This is a genomic window from Xenorhabdus thuongxuanensis (genome assembly GCF_001908095.1).
In the GTDB taxonomy this organism is placed as follows: Bacteria; Pseudomonadota; Gammaproteobacteria; order Enterobacterales; family Enterobacteriaceae; genus Xenorhabdus; species Xenorhabdus thuongxuanensis.
In genome coordinates this window covers 99,949-123,014 of sequence record NZ_MKGR01000004.1, presented here as the reverse complement: position 1 = coordinate 123,014, position 23,066 = coordinate 99,949, and the positions used below count along the sequence as shown (strand labels likewise).

25 protein-coding genes are annotated in these 23,066 nt (G+C 42.1%); 12 read left to right on the top strand and 13 right to left on the bottom strand.

The genetic code is table 11. The annotated features are described in order from the left end of the window. Positions 1–130: 130 nt before the first annotated feature. A complete protein-coding gene (locus Xentx_RS04335; RefSeq protein ID WP_074019049.1) occupies positions 131–1,090 on the bottom strand; it encodes a polysaccharide deacetylase family protein in 960 nt (319 codons plus the stop codon). Positions 1,091–1,312: 222 nt separating this feature from the next. Here Xentx_RS04335 and rfaQ point away from each other — a divergent pair, with 222 nt between their 5' ends. The 6 genes from rfaQ to coaD all read left to right on the top strand — a co-directional run bounded on the left by rfaQ (position 1,313) and on the right by coaD (position 7,249). After that, entirely contained in the window at positions 1,313–2,383 is a 1,071-nt protein-coding gene (gene rfaQ / locus Xentx_RS04330) for a putative lipopolysaccharide heptosyltransferase III (RefSeq protein WP_074019048.1), read from the top strand. Beyond that, positions 2,380–3,507 carry a glycosyltransferase family 4 protein gene (locus tag Xentx_RS04325; protein ID WP_074019047.1) on the top strand — a complete coding sequence of 376 codons (1,128 nt, stop codon included), beginning with the start codon at positions 2,380–2,382 and terminating at the stop codon, positions 3,505–3,507. Before rfaQ ends, Xentx_RS04325 begins: the two co-directional genes overlap by 4 nt. Continuing rightward, positions 3,507–4,610 carry a glycosyltransferase gene (locus Xentx_RS04320; protein ID WP_074019046.1) on the top strand — a complete coding sequence of 368 codons (1,104 nt, stop codon included), beginning with the start codon at positions 3,507–3,509 and terminating at the stop codon, positions 4,608–4,610. Before Xentx_RS04325 ends, Xentx_RS04320 begins: the two co-directional genes overlap by 1 nt. Before the next feature lie 104 nt (positions 4,611–4,714). Next, positions 4,715–5,992: a lipid IV(A) 3-deoxy-D-manno-octulosonic acid transferase gene (waaA, locus tag Xentx_RS04315; RefSeq protein WP_074019045.1), complete on the top strand. Its 1,278-nt coding sequence runs from the start codon at positions 4,715–4,717 to the stop codon at positions 5,990–5,992. Continuing rightward, positions 5,992–6,801 (top strand): glycosyltransferase family 2 protein, encoded by an 810-nt coding sequence (locus Xentx_RS04310; protein ID WP_074019044.1) that lies wholly within the window; start codon positions 5,992–5,994, stop codon positions 6,799–6,801. Before waaA ends, Xentx_RS04310 begins: the two co-directional genes overlap by 1 nt. Beyond that, the gene (gene coaD, locus Xentx_RS04305; protein ID WP_074019043.1) at positions 6,767–7,249 is read left to right on the top strand and encodes a pantetheine-phosphate adenylyltransferase; all 483 of its coding nucleotides are present in this window, start codon (positions 6,767–6,769) and stop codon (positions 7,247–7,249) included. The genes Xentx_RS04310 and coaD overlap by 35 nt, the downstream gene beginning before the upstream one ends. 40 nt (positions 7,250–7,289) lie before the next feature. Here the strand turns inward: coaD and mutM are convergent, their stop codons facing one another. Then, positions 7,290–8,099, bottom strand: a complete 810-nt coding sequence (gene mutM, locus Xentx_RS04300; protein WP_074019042.1) for a bifunctional DNA-formamidopyrimidine glycosylase/DNA-(apurinic or apyrimidinic site) lyase — start codon at positions 8,097–8,099, stop codon at positions 7,290–7,292. 132 nt (positions 8,100–8,231) lie between these two features. On the opposite strand from mutM, the gene rfaL reads away from it, so the two are divergent. After that, on the top strand, positions 8,232–9,476 hold the full coding sequence (gene rfaL, locus Xentx_RS04295) for an O-antigen ligase RfaL (RefSeq protein ID WP_074019041.1): 1,245 nt from the start codon (positions 8,232–8,234) through the stop codon (positions 9,474–9,476). 72 nt (positions 9,477–9,548) lie between these two features. Here rfaL and Xentx_RS04290 read toward each other — a convergent pair whose 3' ends face one another. From Xentx_RS04290 to radC, 7 genes are all read right to left on the bottom strand, one after another. Beyond that, positions 9,549–10,727 (bottom strand): glycosyltransferase family 4 protein, encoded by a 1,179-nt coding sequence (locus Xentx_RS04290; RefSeq protein ID WP_074019040.1) that lies wholly within the window; start codon positions 10,725–10,727, stop codon positions 9,549–9,551. Continuing rightward, on the bottom strand, positions 10,727–11,830 hold the full coding sequence (locus tag Xentx_RS04285) for a glycosyltransferase family 4 protein (RefSeq protein ID WP_074019039.1): 1,104 nt from the start codon (positions 11,828–11,830) through the stop codon (positions 10,727–10,729). Before Xentx_RS04285 ends, Xentx_RS04290 begins: the two co-directional genes overlap by 1 nt. A 17-nt stretch (positions 11,831–11,847) precedes the next feature. Beyond that, entirely contained in the window at positions 11,848–12,837 is a 990-nt protein-coding gene (locus tag Xentx_RS04280; RefSeq protein WP_074019038.1) for a glycosyltransferase family 9 protein, read from the bottom strand. Positions 12,838–13,023: 186 nt separating this feature from the next. Beyond that, on the bottom strand, positions 13,024–14,142 hold the full coding sequence (locus Xentx_RS04275) for a glycosyltransferase family 4 protein (RefSeq protein WP_074019037.1): 1,119 nt from the start codon (positions 14,140–14,142) through the stop codon (positions 13,024–13,026). Between the two features lie 162 nt (positions 14,143–14,304). Next, positions 14,305–14,472 (bottom strand): 50S ribosomal protein L33, encoded by a 168-nt coding sequence (gene rpmG / locus Xentx_RS04270; RefSeq protein WP_010847629.1) that lies wholly within the window; start codon positions 14,470–14,472, stop codon positions 14,305–14,307. Between the two features lie 11 nt (positions 14,473–14,483). Next, positions 14,484–14,720, bottom strand: coding sequence for a 50S ribosomal protein L28 (gene rpmB / locus Xentx_RS04265; RefSeq protein ID WP_038239873.1), 237 nt, complete (start codon positions 14,718–14,720; stop codon positions 14,484–14,486). A 277-nt stretch (positions 14,721–14,997) separates the two neighbouring features. After that, the gene (radC, locus tag Xentx_RS04255; RefSeq protein WP_074019035.1) at positions 14,998–15,693 is read right to left on the bottom strand and encodes a RadC family protein; all 696 of its coding nucleotides are present in this window, start codon (positions 15,691–15,693) and stop codon (positions 14,998–15,000) included. 309 nt (positions 15,694–16,002) lie between these two features. Between radC and coaBC the strand changes: the two genes are divergently transcribed. The 3 genes from coaBC to slmA all read left to right on the top strand — a co-directional run bounded on the left by coaBC (position 16,003) and on the right by slmA (position 18,427). Next, positions 16,003–17,247: a bifunctional phosphopantothenoylcysteine decarboxylase/phosphopantothenate--cysteine ligase CoaBC gene (gene coaBC, locus Xentx_RS04250; RefSeq protein ID WP_074019034.1), complete on the top strand. Its 1,245-nt coding sequence runs from the start codon at positions 16,003–16,005 to the stop codon at positions 17,245–17,247. Further along, entirely contained in the window at positions 17,225–17,683 is a 459-nt protein-coding gene (gene dut / locus Xentx_RS04245; RefSeq protein WP_074019033.1) for a dUTP diphosphatase, read from the top strand. The genes coaBC and dut overlap by 23 nt, the downstream gene beginning before the upstream one ends. Before the next feature lie 144 nt (positions 17,684–17,827). Further along, complete coding sequence (gene slmA, locus Xentx_RS04240; protein ID WP_074019116.1) at positions 17,828–18,427, top strand: nucleoid occlusion factor SlmA; 600 nt, start codon at positions 17,828–17,830, stop codon at positions 18,425–18,427. 46 nt (positions 18,428–18,473) lie between these two features. On the opposite strand, the gene Xentx_RS04235 is transcribed toward slmA, so the two are convergent. Beyond that, a complete protein-coding gene (locus Xentx_RS04235) occupies positions 18,474–19,673 on the bottom strand; it encodes an RNA-guided endonuclease TnpB family protein (protein WP_074019032.1) in 1,200 nt (399 codons plus the stop codon). Between the two features lie 62 nt (positions 19,674–19,735). On the opposite strand from Xentx_RS04235, the gene tnpA reads away from it, so the two are divergent. Continuing rightward, on the top strand, positions 19,736–20,155 hold the full coding sequence (tnpA, locus tag Xentx_RS04230; protein ID WP_415843297.1) for an IS200/IS605 family transposase: 420 nt from the start codon (positions 19,736–19,738) through the stop codon (positions 20,153–20,155). 29 nt (positions 20,156–20,184) lie between these two features. Here tnpA and Xentx_RS18710 read toward each other — a convergent pair whose 3' ends face one another. The 3 genes from Xentx_RS18710 to rph all read right to left on the bottom strand — a co-directional run bounded on the left by Xentx_RS18710 (position 20,185) and on the right by rph (position 21,925). Further along, complete coding sequence (locus tag Xentx_RS18710; protein ID WP_139292429.1) at positions 20,185–20,373, bottom strand: hypothetical protein; 189 nt, start codon at positions 20,371–20,373, stop codon at positions 20,185–20,187. Positions 20,374–20,439: 66 nt separating this feature from the next. Further along, positions 20,440–21,081: an orotate phosphoribosyltransferase gene (gene pyrE / locus Xentx_RS04225; protein WP_074019030.1), complete on the bottom strand. Its 642-nt coding sequence runs from the start codon at positions 21,079–21,081 to the stop codon at positions 20,440–20,442. Positions 21,082–21,181: 100 nt separating this feature from the next. After that, on the bottom strand, positions 21,182–21,925 hold the full coding sequence (gene rph / locus Xentx_RS04220; protein WP_074019029.1) for a ribonuclease PH: 744 nt from the start codon (positions 21,923–21,925) through the stop codon (positions 21,182–21,184). A 125-nt stretch (positions 21,926–22,050) separates the two neighbouring features. Between rph and Xentx_RS04215 the strand changes: the two genes are divergently transcribed. Then, on the top strand, positions 22,051–22,914 hold the full coding sequence (locus tag Xentx_RS04215) for a YicC/YloC family endoribonuclease (protein ID WP_074019028.1): 864 nt from the start codon (positions 22,051–22,053) through the stop codon (positions 22,912–22,914). The last annotated feature ends 152 nt before the right edge of the window (positions 22,915–23,066 follow it).

The following is a 23,066-nucleotide window of genomic DNA, read 5'->3' as shown; positions in this document are numbered from 1 at the left end:
TTCAAGATAATATCCTGAATCCGCAAAAATATCTTTCTTGCATTCACATAATCAATACATCACTCTACAGAGAATACTTATATTCTGAACAGCTAGCAGCCCCTCCCCAATAGAGGAATACAGAATTGATTTATTGTTTACATTTCAATCTATAATACTCAGCCAATGTCATCCCCTGTACCAAAGGCTGCAAAAACGCAAACAACCCTTCCAGATCCTGATAAAGCTGCTCAATTTGTTCTTCATTCTGGAAAGTTGGACTCCCTCCCTGCATAAATTCAGAGGAATGCAGCATAAACTCAACATAATCATTGCCAGATGCCAACGTTTTCTGGACAACAGTTTTCATCTGCGCCAAATTCTTACCTTTTGGTCTTAGCCAATTAACCGATGGAGAACGCTGTTTTCCTCTTAATCGATCATATTTCTGCTTAATAAAGTTCATAACAACAGGATGCTTATATTGAATACTCATCGGTACTTGCAATAACGAAGAATCACCTTCCTTGGAAATATCCTGCAAATCCATAAAATAAGCATGCTCAGGAAAACGACTATAATCTGTTCCACCGTTTCCGTTAGGATCACCCTTGGTAAAGCTCCAATTTACTTTTGGTGTAACAGAGCAATCCACTTGATATCCATACTCCACTAATAATTGTGCGTAATATTCATTAAATGCCCAACGACCAGCACGATGGCTCAACATCTTAGTTTGGAGCTTATCTTCCAAAAGATTGGTCATTAAATCAACTTTTTCTTTAATTTGATCTTTAGGATACTCAATCAGATATGGCTTATAGTGCATATCATCGTCAGTGAGGGGAACAATAGGCGGGCTATTCCAGGCATGTAAATGCATACCGATTTCACCCGTATTTCTGGCTATCACATCCTTGGCAAATTCTATGTAATTATCATCCATTGCCATTTCATAGTTAGTTAACCAAACGGGCTTGAAGCCAAAACGCTCACAGAGATTCTGAAATCTTGGCAAATAACGCGTGTTTTTTGTTGAGATTTGGCCACTATTTTGCCATAGATCATCACCTTCGGTGTCGATCGTGATAATAAAAGCGGGTAATGACATTGATATGCACCAAAAATGTGACAATGATAATTGTCCTAATGGTACGCATAGCAAACAAAGAGCGCAATTAGATAATACTAATTATCTGTCTGATCCTATTCTATCTGATTGAACATACACTCTATCCAGTACTATTCTTGGTTGGTGTACTTAAAGATGCCACACTATAATTTTTACACTAAGATCACCATATGACCTTGATAAGCTAAAAGAACTCAACAAATGATCCCAAAAAAGAATAAAATCAAACGCATTCTGGTGATTAAATTGCAACATCATGGAGATATGTTACTGGTAACTCCGGTGATCAGCTCACTAACTCGCCACTATCTAGATGCAAAAATTGATGTTCTCCTTTATCAAGAAACCTTACCGATGCTAGAAAATTCGGCAGAGATTTTCCGTATTTTTTCTATAGACCGCGCGTGGAAACAACTAGGCACGAGGAAGAAATTATTATATGAGTGGAGCCTACTTAAGACATTGAGACAGCAGCATTACGATTTAGTAATCAACCTTGCCGACCAGTGGAGAAGCGCATTTATTTCCCGTTTTACTGGTGCACCGATTCGATTGGCCCTTAACTTTCCTAAACGACAAAATTGGAAATGGCGTTTTTGTCATACTGAAATTATACCAACAGATAACCATGATTTATTACATACAGTAGAACAAAATCTTTCTATCCTAAAGCCATTGCAACTTAATTCAATTATCACAAAAGTAACAATGAGTTACAGTGAAGACGATTTAAAATGGATAAAGCAAACACTTTCTAAGTATGGATTTTCAGAAAGATATGTCGTTGTTCAACCTACATCTCGATGGTTTTTTAAGTGTTGGGATGAAAAAAAAATGGCGCAAGTGATTACTGCGCTACAAAAAGATGGACATAGTATTATCATTACTTCTGGACCAGACCAAAAGGAATTGGAAATGGTAACCACCATCTTGTCACACTGCCCTGATGATAAAAAGAACATCCTTTCTCTGGCGGGAAAATTAACATTACCCAAACTTGCCGCTTTGATTGATCATGCTAAATTATTCATTGGCGTAGACTCAGTACCAATGCATATGGCCGCTGCCCTGAAAACGCCCTGCATTGCATTGTTCGGTCCATCCAAACTGACATTTTGGAAACCCTGGCAATCTGTTGGTGAGGTGATTTGGGCTGGCGATTATGGCAATATTCCACACCCAGATGATATAAAAACTTGTACAAACGAACGCTATTTAGATCTGATACCCACAGATGCCATCATTTCAGCAGCAAGGAAATATATTTCATGAAACCATTACGTTTAGCCATTGTCCGTCAAAAGTATCGTCCAGATGGAGGTGCTGAACGTTTTATTTCAAGAGCCCTGGAAGCACTAGAGCACCAGCAACTTGAACTGAATGTCATTACACGTTCTTGGCAAGGTACAAGTAGTCCAAATTGGCATATCCACCTATGTGATCCCATTAAATATGGAAGAATTAGCCGCGAAAGAGGTTTTGCCAAATCAGCACGGAAATTATGGCAAAAAATACAATTTGATTTGGTTCAAAGCCATGAACGCATTGCTGGCTGTGATATTTATCGAGCCGGAGATGGCGTTCATAAGCGCTGGTTACATCAACGAACCCGTATCTTGCCAACATGGAAAGCACGCTGGTTATTAAATGACCGGTATCACAGCTATGTTATGAGTGCTGAGGCAGAAATGTATGCAGATCCAGCCTTAAAAAAAGTGATTTGTAATGCTGAAATGGTAAAAAGGGAAATTATCGAAGAATTTGGTGTAGCCGAAGATAAAATCGCTGTTATATATAATTCGATTGATAACACAAAGTTTTTTCCTGCTGATGAGCAAACCCGCCTACAACTTAGGCAACAATATCAAATTCCCGCGACAGCAAAATGCTTAGTTTATGTTGGTTCTGGTTTTGAGCGGAAAGGATTATCTGCGGCAATCCAAGCCGTCGCAAAAACAGATAGCTATCTATTAGTTATTGGCAAAGACAAAGAGCAAAAAAAGTATCAGGCGCTTGCAAATACGTTAGGGTGTACTCATCGCATCCGTTTTATGGGATTACAAAAAAATACATTGCCCTTTTATCAATTATCTGACGCTTTACTACTTCCAACACTATATGATCCATTTCCTAATGTTATCCTCGAAGCTATGGCATGCGGTTTACCCGTTATTACTAGCACAACATGTGGGGGAGCTGAATTCATCATCGAAGGGAAGAATGGTTTTATCTGTGATGCATTAGATATTGAAAAACTAAGGGATTCTGTTTATGGCATTCCTGATAACATATTCGGAACCGATATGTCTGTTGCCGCCAGAAACCAAATAATCTCTGCAACACCTGAAAATTTATCCAAGCAATTAATTGGTCTTTATCAAAGAGTTTTAATATAGTGAAAGAACATATCCTTTTTATTATCGATGGATTACCAGGAGGAGGAGCTGAAAATGTTACCCTTCGTCTTGCGGCTGGTTTGAGTAAATCAAACTACCAAATTTCCTTACTTTCACTCAATGCTCAATTGGATTACACCATCCCAGAAGATATTCATTATATCACCAGCCCAGATGACTATAGAGGGCTACTAAGAAAACTCAATGAGATAAACCGCAGGGCTCAAGCAATGGATAAAGTTTTATTTAAGCTTTTCCAACAAAAAGGTAGACCTGCACTTGTCATATCTAATCTACATAAAACCGACCGTATCGTAGTTAAATCCAAAGCGCTGAAAAGCTGCAACGTATGGCATTGTATTCATGGCATTTTTTCTCAATCATACTTAAGCAATAAAAGTGGCTTTTCTTATTGGATAAAAAAAGAAAAGATAAAGAAAGTTTATAAAAATAAAAAAGTTATCTGCGTTTCCGAAGCTGTTAGCAACGATCTACTAAGCAATATTGGGATAAAGCCCAACCAGATAAAAACCATCTATAATCCCTTTGATTTTGAGAAAATAAAAGCGCAGGCATCAGAAATCAATCCTTATCATGGTTTGAATTACATTTTGCATGTCGGGCGCTTACATCAAGTAAAACGTCAAGACCGATTAATAGATGCCTTTGCAAAAGCAAATCTCCCATGCAAACTAATTATTGTAGGCCAAGGATCCAAAGAAATAGAAGAACACCTTAAAGTAAAAATTGATAAGTACGGGTTAAATGATAAAGTCATTTTGGCTGGCTTCCACTCCAATCCACATCCCATTATCAATGGAGCAAGAGCGGTTGTTATAAGTTCAGACAGTGAAGGATTACCGACAGTATTAATCGAAGCATTAATTTGCCATATTCCTATCGTCAGTACAGATTGCCCTGGTGGCGTTAGGGAGATAATGACGGGCCAATTGAAAAACTATCTGTCTAAACTAGACGCAGATTCTTTGGCAGAAAAAATACAGCTTGCTTACAATATGTCCCCTCAAATTACAGATGAACTGTATGAAAAATTTGAGGCAAACAATATACAAAAGCAATATATTGAATTAATAGAAAAATAGCGCACAGAACACCAAACTATGGTTCAGGGGAAACTGCATTTTACACACTTTCTTCAAGCCAATGTGGTACTATAACCGCAGTCCATGTCAGTGAATTTGATAGAATGTTGCTTCGCTTATATCAGGTACTTCTCTACCTTATCCAGCCAATTATCTGGTTGCGTCTGCTGCTGCGCAGTCGTAAATCACCTGCTTACCGCAAACGCTGGGGAGAACGCTATGGCTTCTGTGCCCAAAAGGTAACTCCAGGTGGGATCTTACTGCATTCCGTTTCTGTTGGAGAAACATTGGCTGCCATTCCGCTCGTACGGATCTTACGGCACCATTACCCTTTTTTGCCCATTACTATAACAACCATGACACCGACAGGTTCTGAAAGGGTTCTGTCTGCTCTGGGCAATGATGTTAATCATGTATACCTTCCCTATGATCTGCCAGGTTCAATGAGACGTTTTCTTGATCACGTAAATCCCAAGCTAGTGATCATTATGGAAACTGAATTATGGCCAAATCTGATTACTCAGTTGCACCAACGGGAAATCCCACTGGTTATCGCCAACGCGAGGCTATCATCCCGATCAGCAGCGGGATATCAGAAAATTGGCAGCTTCATTAAGACCATTTTAAATAAAATCACGTTGATCGCCGCACAAAATCAGGAAGATGGTGAACGCTTTATCGAATTGGGATTAAGACGTTCCCAACTCTCTGTAACGGGTAGCCTTAAATTCGATATTTCTGTTACACCAGAACTCGCAGCAAAAGCCGTCACATTACGCCGCCAATGGGCACCGCACCGTCCTGTATGGATAGCAACCAGTACCCATGATGGAGAAGAGACTATTATCCTGGATGCACATTGCAAGCTGCTTAAACAATTTCCTGATCTGCTGTTAATTCTGGTGCCCCGCCATCCTGAACGTTTTGCTAAAGCCGCTGAGTTAACCCAAAAAGCCGGGTTAAACGCGATCTTACGCAGTGCTGGCACTATTCCTGACGCTAATGTGCAAGTGGTTATTGGCGATACGATGGGCGAATTGATGCTCCTGTATGGTATCGCTGATCTGGCTTTTGTCGGAGGGAGCCTGATAGAACGTGGAGGACATAACCCGCTGGAAGCGGCAGCCCATGCCATTCCAGTTATCATGGGCCCACACACATTCAACTTTAAAGATATCTGTGCCAAGTTGCATAAAGCGGATGGACTAATTACTGTTACGGATAGCCAATCATTAAGTTCAGCTATCAGTAGCCTGCTGACAGACGAAGATTACCGACGCTATTACGGCCACCACGCCGCAGAAGTCCTGCATGAAAACCAAGGTGCTCTTCAGCGCTTGCTAAAATTACTGGAACCTTACCTTCCTCCAAGGAGCCATTGATGATTGCGAAAAAACGTCTGTCCGTTGTCATGATCACCAAAAATGCCGCTGATGTGATTGCAGATTGCCTGCTTTCTGTAAATTGGGCGGATGAAATCATCGTCTTGGATTCCGGCAGCACCGATACAACTTGCCAAATAGCCAGCGAAATGGGCGCAAAAGTCTACTCAAATACCCAATGGCCTGGCTTCGGTCGGCAACGGCAGCTTGCGCAATCCTATGCCAATGGTGATTACATCTTTATGATTGATGCCGATGAACGCGTAACACCAGAACTAAAAGCATCCATTGAACAAGTCCTGTTAAATCCTGATGACAATAAAGTCTATCGCTGCTCACGCCTCAATCTGTTTATGGGACGCTTCATGCAACACAGTGGCTGGTATCCTGATAACGTTATTCGCCTTTATTGCCGTGAACGTTACCAATACAACAACAATCAGGTTCACGAATCCCTTGATACTCAAGGCGCATCTGTTGTGACGCTAAAGGGAGATTTGCGTCACTTAACCTGCCGTAATCTGATGGAATTCCAGCAAAAACAATTAAATTATGCAAGAGATTGGGCGAAGCATCGCTATGAGCAAGGCAAAAAAACCCGTTATTTTTCTATAATCAGCCATACGCTGGGCGCATTTTTCAAAACCTGGCTATTAAGGGCAGGTTTTTTGGATGGCAAACAAGGCTTGGTGTTGGCAATTGTGAATGCCCAGTATACATTCAATAAATACGCTGCACTTTGGGAACTGGTTCAAACAAAGGGTAAGAACAACGATGAAAAGAAAAGCGATTTATCCCGGCACTTTTGACCCTATCACTTACGGTCATCTTGATATTGTTACTCGTTCTGCAAACATGTTTGACCATGTTTTATTGGCTATCGCTAATAGTGATAGAAAAAACCCCATGTTTAGTTTGGAAGAGCGTGTCGCGTTGGCAAAAGAAGTCACGGCTCATTTGGAAAATGTCGATGTAGTTGGGTTTAGCGAACTAATGGTTAATTTTGCCAAAAAGCAACAGGCTAACATCTTAATCCGTGGAGTTCGTTCTGTTTCCGATTTTGAATATGAATGGCAACTGGCCAATATGAATCGACATTTTATGCCAGAGCTGGAAAGCGTCTTTTTATTGCCTTCCCAAACTCTGTCTTTCGTCTCATCATCTTTAATCAAGGATGTTGCACGCCATGGTGGTGACGTTTCATCTTTCCTGTCAGAACCAGTTGCACAGGAAATGCTAAAGAAATTGGGCAAATAATACGTTCATACGGGGCAACTATTCTCTGCCCCCAATACGTTTAATGCTGGCACTGACGACAGAAAAATGTACTGCGTTGCCCCAATTTTACACACGCGATTTTCTCACCACATACTGGACAAAGTTCACCTTTCTTACCGTAGACAAACAACTCCTGAGCAAAATATCCTGGTTTACCATCAGATTGCAGAAAATCCTTCAGTGTTGTTCCACCTTGCTCAATGGAACGACGTAAAATCTGTTTGATTATATTAGACAATAGATGAGCTTCTTGCTGCGTTAATGAATTCACGGGGCGTTCAGGCAAGATATGTGCAACGAACAACGCTTCGTTGGCATAGATATTTCCAACACCAACGACAACTTTGTTATCCATCAACCAAGGTTTGATGGCAGTTTTTTTGTTACGAGAAACAGTGTAAAGATACTCGCCATCAAACTGGTCAGAAAGAGGCTCAGGACCTAAATGAGCCAGTACAGAGCATTCTTCGAGATTATCGCTCCATAACCATGCACCAAAACGTCGGGGATCGGTATACCGGAGAATTTTACCATCGGCCATAATCAAATCGACATGATCATGCTTTGCCGGAGGCAATTCATCCAACAAGACACGCAAGCTGCCAGACATTCCCAAATGAATAATAATCCAACCTTCTGGCAACTCAAGCAATAAGTATTTTGCCCGCCGTTGAACGCTCAATACTGGTCGGTCTGAAAGCGTCATTATTTGCTCAGAAACAGGCCAACGCAAACGTGAATTTCTGACCTCGACATATTGGATCACATTACCAACCAAGTGAGGTTCAATCCCCCTGCGACTGGTTTCCACCTCTGGTAGCTCCGGCATACCAACTCCTTGAATAAGTTATCTACGATATTGTATCTGAGAATATTGTATCTAAGCAGATTACAATACCGTTTTCATGTATCATTTACAGCCAGATTTGATTGGATAGTATAAGAAAATAGATTATTCATTATGCTTATAAAAAATATATTTAACATCTGTCACAACAAAAAATCCTTATGGAATTTATCCCTTGTTGGGCTATATATTATTCTTGTTTATCTACCAGATATCACAAGATACAAAAATCTTGTCATGATTCTTATCTGTATAACCGCACTTTATTATCTGATAAAAGATTTTCGCCAAGTCATCAATTCGCTGAGTAACCACTTATTTTTATCCCTATTACTGTTCGTTCTGGCGATGTTCTACTCTGTAGGAATATCTATTGATCCTGCATTGAGTTTCAAGGAATTGAACAAACCCATCTTAAATGGGTTACTTTTATTCAGTTTTACTTTCCCGATAGTGCTCTACCAAGAGAGTAAAGAGCATATTGCGAAAATGATTCTGATTGCATTTATTATCGGAATGACCGCTATTTCACTGGCAGATATTGCGAAATATATCATCAGCTACCATGCTACTGGTGAAATGCCATTTACTAATTTCAATCACCGTGAGTTTTCTTACGGTTTTATTTTCTATTTCCCCGTGTTGCTATGTACCTGGGCGTTATGGAAAAAACATTCTCTATTGAATTGGTTACTATTGATTACTGCCTCAGCAATTAGCTTATTTTTACTTCTTGGGACACTTTCCCGCGGAGCCTGGGTTGCCGTTGCAGTCGTTACTGTATTTATCATTGTGCTTAACAGAGAGTGGAAACTCACCCTTGCAACTGCAATATGTTTGGGATTACTAGTGGGTGTCACACACTGGACAATGGCTTCTAACCCTGATACCCAGTTACTGCTGCATAAACTCACCCAAACAGACAGTAGTTATCGTTATCATAACGGTACTCAAGGTTCTGCATGGTCACTAATCATGGAAAACCCAATCAAAGGCTATGGCTTTGGTAATAAAGTTTATCATCAAGTCTATAATAGCCGTGTAGCCGATTATCCTGACTGGACATTCAGAACTTCGATTGGTCCACATAATGTCTTCTTATCATTCTGGTTTTCGGCTGGCATCCTTGGTTTAATAACAACATTATTGATGACATTTTCAGCTCTATTAGCTGGAGGGCAAATCATACGCCAACATAAAGGTATTATCCGACAAGTTGGGCTTATCCTTCTGTCTGCTTTTATTGGCGTGTTTATTGTCAGAGGAGCTTTTGAAAATGCCTATATTAATCAGATAGGTATCTTATTTGGTTTAATGATTGCGCTATACAAGAAAACAACCGATAAGATGATAAACTAAACGATAAAATACCAGCCCATAGGCAATGAATGATATGGGCTGAATTTACATATTTCCGGTAAGATCAGTAGATTACTGGAATAATTTTTCTGCTATCACGCCCATAATTAACTGCGCACGCTGATCCCAGTTAAAACGCTCTACAACCAGCCGTTGAGAATAGTCAACTTTCGCCATCATTTCGGCGGGATGATTAATCAGCCATTGAATCTGTTCGGCAAAACTCTCTGCATTTTCACTATCAGCAAAATTTACTGCATTTTCATCAACAGCATCACGAATGGAAGGGAAATCAGAAATAACTACAGGCTTACCCATAGCCATATATTCAAAAAGCTTGAGAGGAGAGGTATAGCGGCTACCAATACTGGTTTTCGTCAATGGCAGGACACAAATATCACTATCAGCAATAACCTGAAAGCGTTTTCTGGGTTGGACAAAACCAAGGAAACTAATTTTATCACTTACACCAATCTGTTCAGCAGTCTGTCGCAATCGCTCAATTTGTTCAGTGGTACCACCGGCAATGTTCAGTTCAACGTTATCCAGATAAGACATAGCTTTCATTACCGTTGGGATACCTTTCCAACGATGTAAACTGCCCAAATAAAGCACTTTTTTAGGAAGCTTACTGTTGTAATCGCTGCCAACAAGCATCTGCTTGGCAGATTCAACCGCCAGCATATCAACCCCATCGGGGGCCACAACAATCGGTGTTTTGACACTATATTGCTTATAAATATCTTCTCGTAATAGCGAAGTCAGGGCAAAAACAACCTTAGAGCTAGCGTAAACCTGTTGTTCAATTTTTCTTATTTTATGATATTTACGTTGGTTTCTACGATTGAGCAAATCATGGGATTCTCTAAACGACTGAGAAAATACTTCATGACTTTCAAAGAAATGAGGGATATCTGGATGATTACATAACAGGTAATTCGCCATTTTAATATTGCGGGTAAAAAGGGCATCAACTTGATGCTCTTTAAGCCAGCGCGAAGCCTGCAAATAAAACAGCTTCTGAGTATTGAGCGGGAAATACCATTTTCTACGTATGTCGTGTAGGGCAATTAGCTTTACGTAGGGTGGTAACGACCTGCCAAGAATTTCCTCAACTTGACTTTGGCCTTTTGGGGTAATCAAGTAAACACAGTGCCCCTGACGAGCAAAAGCGTCTACATTCTGCAAAATTTGCAGCGACGCAACCCGATAATCAGGTACAGGATAAGGATCAATATACGCAATTTTCATTATTTTTTTATGGCGTTCAATAAACGGCTAGCAGAATGTTCCCAAGTGTACATCGTTTCAATCCTTTGGCGGGCAGATTTCCCCATCTTTTCTCCTCTATCCTGCAAGGATAAAAGATGATTCACTGCTTCAGCAATAGCCACAGAATCACCCGGTGTCACCAAAATACCAGCACTACCTTCATTGCCAACCACTTCCGGTATTCCGCCAATATAACTGGCAATCACAGGACGCCCACACGCCATCGCTTCTGCAATAGTAATACCAAATGCCTCATCACCAATACTGGGGAAAATACCGGCATCACCCGCAGCATAAAATTCAGGTAATTGATCGTGACCAACTGGTGGGTGAAAAATGACGGATTTTTCCAGCTGCAAAGCAGAGGCTTGCTTTTCAAGAGATTTCAAGTCTTCACCTTTACCAATAATCAATAATTTTACATCCTTGTTCCGCAGCAAAGCCATTGCATTAATGGCGACTTTCATGCCTTTCCAGCCAACTAACCTGCCAGCAAACGTTAACAGGAACGTTTTCTCATTGATACCCAATCGAGTTCGGACATCCGAGTCAACTGGTTTAAATTTATCAATATCAACCCCATTATAGATGATGTTCGGAAATTGCTTGAAATGATGCTGAATCTGCCAAGCATTAAAATGGCTACATGCAACCCATGCAGATATTTTCTTAGCCAATACCCGATCTCCTTTAAAAAAACTGGTTCCACCACTCATATAGCAAAACTGGGTACGGGATGTTTCAGGCATGATTCGGGGCCAGAAAAAATCAAAAGGTTTGGTTAAAATCACCCAATCAAAATTTTCAGCAATAACTGTTGCACGGGCATGACGAGCAAAAGAATAACGTTCAACAATGCGTTGGAAGCGACGTCCAATGTTAAGCACACTCTCTCTAGGGATAAATGGGAAAGTATGAATATGGATATTTCTTCCGCCTAATGCAGTCCGAACATCACCAATACCACCGAAAATATGGACTTCATGTCCTTCATCTGTCAGCGCCTTGGCTAACTCCCAAACAGCGGTTTGAATGCCACCGTACGACATGGTAACAGTAACATCGATAAATCCTATCTTCATTGGGATTCATTATCCTTTCATTCATTTTCCAGCAAATTCTGAACAGAATACCAGACTTGATCTACCGATATTGCTGACATTGTATCTTGACGAGTTGCCTGTCTATAATCTACCGGATGTTCAATTACCACTAATTTGGGATGTTGTTGAGGTGCGAGAAAATGCCCTGGGTGAAAACTGTGATACAGAGCAACCATTGGTATCCCTAAGGCTCCGGCCAGATGAGTTGTTCCAGTATCAACGCCTACATACAAATTAAGTTGACTCATGATTGCCGCGTTTTGCCGCATCGTAGTCTTACCCGCCAATGATGAGCACCTGTTTGTGCCCAATTTCTCAGCCAGCATTCGCGCACTCTCTTCACCATCTTTACTGCCCAACAGCAAAATATGCGCATGCGGATAATCACGATAAATATGTTGAGCTAATTGGTAAAAATGTTCTACAGGCCAATCACGATAAGCTTTTGCAGGGAAACTTTGTAACTGAAAACCAATTCTCAATTGTCGTTCTATCCCTCGCCGTTGAAGAAAATCTCTGGCATACTCCGCTTCACACACACTTACATTATACTGCAAACGCCAATTACTCACTTCAATCCCAAGTGCATCAATTAACAGCGCTCTTTCCTGTTGTGCAGGCATAAGTTCTCTAGGTCTTGCAACAGCATATTCATTTGATTTTTTGCTAGAAATATCTGAAAAATAAACGGTCAAATTTGCTACACGTTTGGCATATTGCAATAAGGATTTATCATGGCCATAGACGAATGCCAGATCATAGTTCCGACGAGAAAACCAACCACACCATCTAGCTTTGCCTTTTGAAAAAACTTTCAACTGATTAATTAAATCGATATTTTCAAGGATTTCTTTTGTTTTCTTATGCACAAATATATCAATATTTGCATCTGGCCATTTTTCTTTCAGGGCACGAATAACCGGGGTTATTAGTAAGGTGTCACCAAAACGGGCGATATTGATGATTAAAATATTTTGGGGTTGCATAATAATGAATATTAAATTATCAATCCAAGGATTGGCTTTTAAGGTACTATACAGCAAAGTTAGTTAATGTTCTATTTACGGTTAATAAACACAACAGAACCACAAAAAAACAAATTAAATCCCAAACAATTAACAAAAATATCGATTATTATGCTCACTATGGATAAAAATGATATAAACGAAATATCACCGTGTGCTTTTCATACTAGAATAAAAAATAGATTCCATTTTTTCTAACATATTATCCATACCAAATAAATGAGTTGCCCGTCGTAGTGAAGCCTCTCCCATTTGTAAACGCAGCCCTGCATCATGCATTAATAAATCTAACTTTTCTGTTAATTGCTCAACATTTTTAGGTTCGATAATATACCCTGTATCGCCCTCAATTACAGCTTCTGTAATCGCACCCACCGATGTAGACACAACAGGCAATCCACATGCCATTGCCTGCATGATACCTTGAGGTACACCTTCATTACCAAACGAAGGTAAGGCAAAGATATCCATGGCATTTAAGCAATCAGGAACATCCTGACGATTACCAAGAAAGATGATACTTTCTGCCAGTCCCTCTTGCTGAACTCGCGGCTCTAAATTCTTTCTCTGGGGACCATCACCTACGAACAGCAATTGCCAATCAGGATAACGTTGATGGAGAGTTTTCCAACTATCAAGCAGGTAGCGATGGCCTTTCCACGTTCTCATTGTGGCAACAATACCCAGTGTTGGCTTATCTTTGATGCCAATACGCTGACGGCTTAAGGATTTGCTTTCAGGATGAAAACGTGACAAATCGATCCCTGTCGGCACAGAGGTCATATGAGATAGAGGATAATCATTATGTACATGCAAATATTGGCGTAGTTTTTCCCCCGTTGTCACAATATGCTGACCAGCGTGCAAATACAGCCAACGAGTCGCAATGGATTTTGAAACATGAGTCGAAACATGACGGGTTCGGACTATCGGAGGCATACCTTTTAATGTGGCACATGCCGCAGCCACCAGCCAAGAATCAGTAGAACTATGGGTATTGATTACATCGAACTGACGACCTTCTGTTTTTAGCCAATGACGCATTGCCCGAAGACAAGAAAGACGTTTTTTTTCAATTGGGAGCGCAACAACAGGTACACCATAATGATGGGCTTCACGGTAAAGGGTTGAAGTTGGACAACAAACGATAACCACATGGTGCCCGCGCTGTATCATGCCCTGAGATTCTGTCAGGATACGAATTTCCTGTCCTCCCCAGCCACACGATGATTCTGTATGTAAGATATTCAAGGTTTTTCTAACCATTTTAGCGCTACACCTGACGGTTTATAATTGAAAAAACGGTAGTATAACTGAACAATGTATAGGTCTACACACGTAACCCAATTTAAAAATAAGCTACAGTGACATTATCAACAGATATAAAAAAACCCAGCATGATGCTGGGCTTTTTATAATTCACTAAAATTACTTAATTTTAGCTTCTTTGTACATAACATGCTGACGAACAACTGGATCGAATTTTTTCATTTCCAGTTTTTCAGGCATAGTACGCTTGTTCTTCGTAGTGGTATAGAAGTGACCTGTACCAGCGGAAGAAACTAGCTTGATTTTATCGCGAATACCTTTAGCCATTTTTCAGCTCCTTAGTACTTCTCACCACGGGCACGCAGTTCAGCCAGAACTGTGTCGATACCTTTTTTGTCAATCACACGCATACCTTTGGCAGATACACGCAGAGTTACAAAACGTTTCTCAGACTCAACCCAGAAACGGTGAGAGTGCAGGTTAGGCAGAAAACGACGCTTAGTCGCATTTAGTGCGTGGGAGCGGTTGTTACCACTCACCGGACGCTTGCCAGTAACTTGGCAGACTCGGGACATGTCTATTCTCCAAAAATCAAATCAGCTCGAGCTTTGTATTGGGTGTGACCGCCTCGTCAGGCTTAGGAGCCCATCTCAGCAAACTCTCTTTATTGAAAAGATGTTACTGAAAAAGAACGTCACCGAAAAGACTCACATTTTCCCAGCAAAAAAACTTACTGAGATAGGCTCTTCTCGCCAAACCCAAGATCCTCAAAGGTGGCGTAGTATACGCCCTCATTCGCTGATGCTCAAGTCCCGAACAACTAAGATCTGATCGTATCGCGAAAAAACCGTATTAAATCCAACCTCTTTCCATAAATGAGACACAAGATTTCTTACCAATGACGATATGATCCAAAACTTTAACGCCAACCAAGTCACAAGCCCCAATAATTTTTTCTGTCACCAATTTATCTGCCAAACTAGGCTCTGGATTGCCGGAAGGGTGATTGTGAGCAAGAATAATCGATGCTGCATTCACTTTAACCGCCTGTTTCACAATTTCACGCGGATGAACCTCAACTTTGTTTATTGTTCCCTTAAACATTTCATCATGACAGATAACTTTATTTTGGTTCGTTAAAAACAATACCACAAATATTTCCCGATCTTGCCAAGATAATAAATCCTGCAAATAACCCTGAGTCATCGTGGGGCTGCTCATGATATCTTCATGGATAAATTGACTGGAAAAAAACCGTTTTGCCAATTCAGATATCGCCTGCAATTGGACATACTTGCATTGTCCCATGCCTTTATGTGCACAAAAGTCCGCGTAATCCGCTGATAGAAGGTGATAAAGCGAGCCAAATGATTTCAGCAGATATTCTGCCATTTGTACGACAGGAACGCCCCTGGTTCCTGTTCGTAAAAAGATAGCCAATAACTCCGCATCCGTTAGGGAAACAGCTCCGTAAGCCAATAATTTCTCCCGGGGAAGAAGATTTATTAAATGCAATTCATCGTTTCTTTCCATCACTGTTAAATCCATAATGCCCCTCCCCTTTTCAATATCCCTTGTTATAATTCCTTGCCCTATAGTCCCCCCCATAACGATGGGTACTATCAATCAATATTCGCCCGCTATATCCACTCTATTTATGCATTTATATATTCATGCACCTATATTTACGCACTCACTATTCCATGACTAAAAAATCATCGCCAGTTCGACTTGCGAGGCTTGCGCTGCGCTTCGCAAACTTGCTATTTTTGGCTGTCTAAATAGGGGTGGTTCTCAACGCAGTATTTTCTTGTGATAGAATCTTAGGGAATTGCAACTTAAATCTGGACAATCAAAATGACAGGATTTTCCGGCAAACCACTTTCTGATAATTCACTTTCTGGTAAACAGATAGTCCTCGGAATCAGCGGAGGGATCGCCGCTTACAAAACTGCCGAACTGGTACGACGCTTACGTGATCGTGATGCCCAAGTACGTGTTGTCATGACTCCCGCGGCAGAAGCTTTCATCACTCCACTGACCTTACAGGCAGTATCTGGTCATCCCGTCTCAGATGATCTTCTAGACCCCGCCGCCGAAGCAGCTATGGGGCATATCGAACTGGCAAAATGGGCTGATTTAATTATTCTCGCTCCCGCCACCGCAGATCTGCTTGCTCGCCTGGCCGCAGGCATGGCAAATGATTTAGTCACCACAATCTGCTTGGCTTCCGCAGTACCTATTGCTGTTGCACCGGCAATGAACCAACAAATGTACCGTGCACAGGCTACCCAACATAACCTGAAGGTACTGAAAGAGCGTAATGTATTAATTTGGGGCCCAGATGAAGGCAGCCAGGCATGTGGTGATGTTGGGCCAGGGAGAATGTTGGAACCGATGGCGATTGTCGAACGGGCAATACACCATTTCAACACCAAGCAAACCCTTTCTGGTCTACACATCGCTATTACCGCAGGACCAACCCGTGAAGCCTTAGATCCCGTCCGTTTCATCAGCAATCATAGCTCCGGTAAAATGGGTTTCTCCATCGCACAAGCAGCAGCAGAACGTGGTGCTGAGGTGACATTAATTACCGGCCCCGTTAATTTACCCACCCCACAAGGCGTTAAACGCATTGATGTCAGTAGTGCCCTGGAAATGTATGAACAAGTTCAAGCTACCGCAGCTTCACAGCATATCTTTATCGGTTGCGCTGCCGTGTCTGACTATCGTTTCAAGCAAATCTCAACAGAGAAAATCAAAAAGCAAGGTGATGAAATCACATTTACACTGGTGAAAAATCCTGACATTGTAGCGAGCGTTGCATCCATGGAAAAAAATCGTCCATTTGTCGTTGGATTTGCAGCCGAAACCCAGAATGTGGAAGAATATGCCCGCGGAAAACTCAAGCAGAAGAATCTGGACTTGATTTGCGCAAATGATGTATCCCTGGCCGGACATGGCTTCAACAGTGATACTAACGCATTACATCTATTCTGGCATGATGGTAGTGTTCAGTTACCCCACAGTGGTAAATTACAACTCAGCCACCGCTTATTAGACGAGATATTCAAACGCTATGATGAAAAAAATCGACGTTAAAATCCTTGATCCCCGCATCGGGCAAGAATTTCCTTTACCGACTTATGCTACACCTGGTTCCGCGGGTTTAGATTTACGTGCTTGTCTGGATAATGCAGTGGAATTGGCTCCTGGCCAAACTGAACTTCTGCCAACTGGGATTGCTATCCATATTGCAGATGAACAATTGGCGGCAGTTATTCTCCCTCGCTCTGGTCTGGGCCACAAACATGGCGTTGTTCTGGGCAATTTGGTAGGACTTATCGATTCGGATTATCAGGGACAATTGATGGTTTCAGTTTGGAACCGTGGTGATAAAACTTTCACCATCGAACCAGGTGAACGCATCGCCCAAATGGTTTTTGTACCCGTTGTACAAGCTGAATTTAATTTAGTGACAGATTTTGAAACGAGCCAGCGCGGCAGTGGTGGATTTGGCCATTCCGGTCGTCAATAACCCTCCATAAGGCCTGATACCGTCAATCGATTTTCATATTTTTTGCCCACAATGTTTTTGACAGCAATGGCTTTTGGCAAAAATAACGTTGTGGCAAAAAATAGCTGGATTTGTTTTGCAGTTTTAGCAGGGGTCTTACCAAATATGGCAGAAAAAGAACGTACAAAAAAGAAAAATAGACGTGAGGAAATCTTGCAGGTACTGGCACACATGCTGGAATCCAGTGATGGTAGTCAACGCATTACTACTGCAAAACTTGCCGCAAACGTTGGTGTTTCTGAAGCAGCCCTTTACCGTCATTTTCCGAGCAAAACCAGGATGTTTGACAGCTTGATTGAATTTATTGAAGATTCTTTAATTTCACGTATCAATCTGATTCTGCAAGATGAAAAGGACACTATCACACGCATTCGGTTAATCCTTGTCCTTATTTTGGGTTTTGCAGAAAGAAATCCGGGACTGACCCGTATCATGACCGGCCATGCCCTAATGTTCGAACAAGACAGATTGCAAAATCGCATCAACCAGCTATTTGAGCGAATTGAAATGCAACTTCGCCAAATTTTAAAAGAGAGAAAAATCCGTGATGGGCAAGGATTCACTTATGGCGAATCCGTGTTAGCATCACAGTTACTGGCGTTTTGTGAAGGGATGCTCTCCCGTTTTGTTCGCTCTGAATTTCGCTATCGCCCGACAACTGAATTTGAAGTACGCTGGCCATTGATATTGACCCAACTGCAATAATCCCCCACGAAAATAGTTTATTGCCACATCGTGACTGCTCCCCGCCCTATCGGGCGAGGCTTCCCACTTCACAGGCCGCTGCTTGTGCGTGACAAGTCTGACGCTGGCCTCCATGGGCAGAGACGACGAGACCCGCCGCCTTTAATTCAAATAAACCTTGCTGCTTGATATTCAATGCAGCATTGATATCTCTGTCATGCTCCGTATGGCACATTGGACACATCCAGTATCGCTGGCTTAACGGCATTTCCGATTCTTTGTGTCCGCAACAATGACAAGTTTTCGAACTGGCATACCACTGGTCAAGCTTGACCAGATGTTTTCCCGCTTCTTTAGCTTTGTATTCGAGCTTCGTCACAAAACTGTGCCATCCTGCATCCGCTATATGGCGGGCAAGCCTGCGGTTTTTGAGCATATTGCTCGTTTTCAGTGTCTCGACTATCACTGCTTGGTTTTCGTCAATAAGTTGTCGGGACAATTTATGCTGGAAATCTCCGCGGGCATTCACCACTTTTTCATGGCATTTGGCTACCTGTAAACGCGCTTTATGCCGATTTTTACTGCCTTTTCGTTTTCGCGACAGGGATTTCTGCTTGCGCCGTAAGTTGTTACTGGCACGGATTAAATAGCGCGAATTGACCTGCTTCCTGCCATCTGAGCGAATAAGAAAGTGAGTTAACCCAAGGTCACATCCGGTGCTTTTATCGGCATCGATCATATCAGGCGGTACGGGGGGTTCTTTGCCATCGGCACAGAGAAGGGAAGCAAAGTATTTTCCGGTTGGCGTTCGTGACAGGGTAATACTTTTCACTTCCCCTTTGATTTCTCGGTGGATACGGGCTTCTATCGGCGTCAGCTTGGGAATTTTTATGGCATCATTCAACACCTTCACGCCCACACAGTGATAACTGGATTGTTTTCCGTGTTTGCGTTTAAACGTGGGAAAACGGGCTTTCAACTTCGGATTAAAGAAGTTGGAAAAAGCGGTATCTAGGTTAATGATCGCCTGCTGTAACGCAATGGAATCATACGCTTTGAGCCACGCATATTTACGTGATTTCTTCGCTGTTGCCAGTAACGGCTTCAGATTTTTACGGGGGCTTAAACTTACCCCATGACGTTTATAGCTGTGTTTTTTAATATTCAGAGCCTTGTTATACGCAAAACGCACGGCACCGAACTGGCCATTAAGATATTCAGCCTGTTCGGGAGTGGGATAAATGCGGACTTTTGTGGCTCTTAACATTGTCAGCGCTCATTGGTATAGTTCAATCATAATAACAGATAACAGGAATATTTCTATTGAGTATGCACAATGAATCGCTCGATGGTTTTCTCCGAAAACGACACAGTGTCAGTAAACTCATTGTTCACTTGATATTCACGACAAAGTATCGCCGGAAACTCTTCGATGGGCGCATGATTGAACAGCTACGGGAGGCTTTTATTTCAGCAGCAATAAAACTCGAATGCGACATTATTGAGATGGATGGTGAGCAAGATCACGTCCATTTGTTGGTCGCTTATCCCCCGAAACTCGCGGTAAGCATCTTGGTGAATAATTTAAAATCCGTCTATTCCCGATTGCTTCGCCAGCAAAATACGCATTTGCGGACGCAAAGTAAAACGGGACTTTTGTGGTCAAGATCGTACTTCGTCTGTAGCGCTGGAGGGGCAACGATAGAAACGCTTAAAGCCTACGTTGCCAGCCAAAATACGCCGGAGTGACGTGTTTTAAAGCCCTTTGGGCTTTTGCCTTATATCCCCGCCCGCACTGGGCGAGGGTTTACGGCGGATTTTGCTAAGTTTATATCCTTATACAGTGAATGATAACGTGCGGATTTTTTATGAGTTGTGTTAACATGTCCCAGCTCATTGAGTTCACTACTAAGTGACTTAATAATGGCGTCATTGCCGCAATCCTTACCATATAGCATAGATGCCATTTCTACTACTCACCCCGCCCATCCTTGGGCGAGGGATTTTTTTTGCTCACCCCAAATTACTGACCATCAAATACCGTATTCTTTACGATAAACTTCTACCGCTTCCAAGTGAGATTGCATCTCTGGGTTTTCACGCAAATAACTTACCAAATCATTTAAGGTAATGATGGAGAAGACTTGGCAATGGTAGTCACGTTCAACTTCTTGAATCGCTGAAAGCGTTTCACGTCCACGTTCCTGACGATCCAGGCACAAAATCACACCAGATAGCGTTGCTCTGTGCTGCTTAATGATTTCCATCGACTCACGAATCGCTGTACCTGCGGTAATGACATCATCCACAACGACAACATTACCTTGCAGAGGACTACCAACCAGCGATCCACCTTCACCATGATCCTTAGCTTCCTTGCGGTTAAAGCAATAAGGCATATCGATATCATGATGTTCAGCCAATGCCACTGCGGTAGTTGTCGCAATCGGGATACCCTTGTAAGCTGGCCCAAACAGTAAATCGCACTTAATTCCGCTATCTAGCAGTGCTGCCGCATAGAAACGACCAATCAACGCCAAGTCACGTCCAGTATTAAACAGGCCTGCATTGAAAAAGTATGGGCTTTTGCGACCAGATTTCAGCGTAAATTCGCCAAATTTCAACACCTGTTTTTCCAGTGCCAGTTCAATAAATTCGCGCTGATAGGCTTTCATTGGAGTTTCTCCTCTTTAGATCTTCTGTTATTTATTACTACTTATTACAGGTAAATTGCAGGCATAAAAAAGGCGACTCTTCAGCCGCCTGATTTATTTATTATTTTAATAGGTCTTGTTCTAACGCATCTCGCTGCGCTTTGAAAATCGTTTCCAATCCCTCTTTTGCCAATGAGAGTAGTGAGAGCAACTCATCATGGCTGAACGGTTCACCTTCTGCCGTGCCCTGTACTTCAATCATTCTGCCGTCATCCATCATGACGATATTCATGTCAGTTTCAGCCGCAGAGTCTTCGACATATTCCAGATCACAACGTCCTTCACCCTCAACGATACCAACAGATACTGCCGCAACCATCGCTTTCAGTGGACTTTCTTTCAATTTGCCTTCCGCAACCAGCTTATTTAGGGCATCGACCAGTGCCACACAAGCACCAGAAATAGCTGCAGTACGAGTGCCACCATCCGCTTGAATCACATCACAATCCAGCGTAATGGTAAATTCTCCTAGTTTTTTCAAATCGATGGCAGCACGTAATGAACGTGCAATCAGGCGTTGGATTTCCATCGTGCGGCCTGTTTGCTTGCCTTTGGCAGCTTCGCGCGCATTACGGCTATTAGTCGCCCGTGGCAACATGCCGTATTCGGCGGTGATCCACCCCTGTCCCTGGCCTTTCAGGAAACGGGGAACGCCTTCTTCAACGGAGGCATTACATAACACTTTGGTATCCCCAAATTCCACCATAACAGAGCCTTCCGCATGTTTGGTGTAATGACGGGTCATTTTAATAGGACGCACCTGCCCTGCTGACCTTCCTGCTGGACGCTTTCCTACTAAGCTCATAGTGTGATCTCCGTTGTTCGTATATTATTGGGGGCGCATTATACGGCCTAAAGCGGCGAATGCCTATCCTGCATCTACATGGGACGCTATAATCCGCACATCATTTTATACATTGGGAACGAATTATGATCCGTAGTATGACTGCTTTTGCACGGCGAGATATTAAAGGAGGTTGGGGAAATGCAGCATGGGAACTGCGTTCCGTCAATCAGCGTTACTTAGAAACCTATATTCGCCTGCCAGAGCAATTCAGAAGCCTTGAACCTGTCATCCGTGAGCGCCTTCGTTCCCGCCTGACGCGCGGCAAAGTAGAATGTAACCTGCGTTTTGAATTGAATACCCTTAGCCAAAATTCCTTGCTCCTGAATGAAAAGCTAGCAAAACAACTGGTTAATGCAGCAAGCTGGGTTAAACAACAGAGTAATGAAGGTGAAATTAATCCAGTAGATATCCTGCGCTGGCCAGGCGTAATGTCTGCCGAAGAGCAGGATTTAGATACCATCAGTGCACAATTATTAGCAGAATTAGATCTGACGCTAAATTCTTTTATCCAGAGTCGTGAAACCGAAGGACAAGCGCTCAAATCATTGATTGAGCAGCGTTTGGATGCAGTAACTGTGGAAGTGACTAAAGTCCGAGAACAAATGCCAGCAATCCTACAATGGCAGCGCGAGCGTCTACAAACCAAGTTGGAAGAAGCACAAATTCAGTTAGATAATAATCGACTTGAGCAAGAGCTAATTTTATTAGCTCAACGTATTGATGTAGCAGAAGAATTGGATCGTCTGGATGCCCATGTCAAAGAAACACGTAATATCCTGAAGAAAAAAGAAGCCGTCGGCCGCCGACTGGATTTCATGATGCAGGAATTTAACCGCGAATCGAATACATTGGCTTCAAAATCAATTAATGCGGATGTAACAAATTCTGCGATTGAGCTGAAGGTACTGATTGAGCAAATGCGCGAGCAAATTCAAAATATTGAATAGTGTTTCATAAAGACTCACAAAATATCAAAAAGCCAGATAATACAAGTTATTACTGGCTTTTGTTCTATCATAAGGTTGCACAAAGAATCACAATAGCGCATGATTATCGGGTACACCTAGGTGTACACCTTAGCTAGTTAAAACCATTTTAG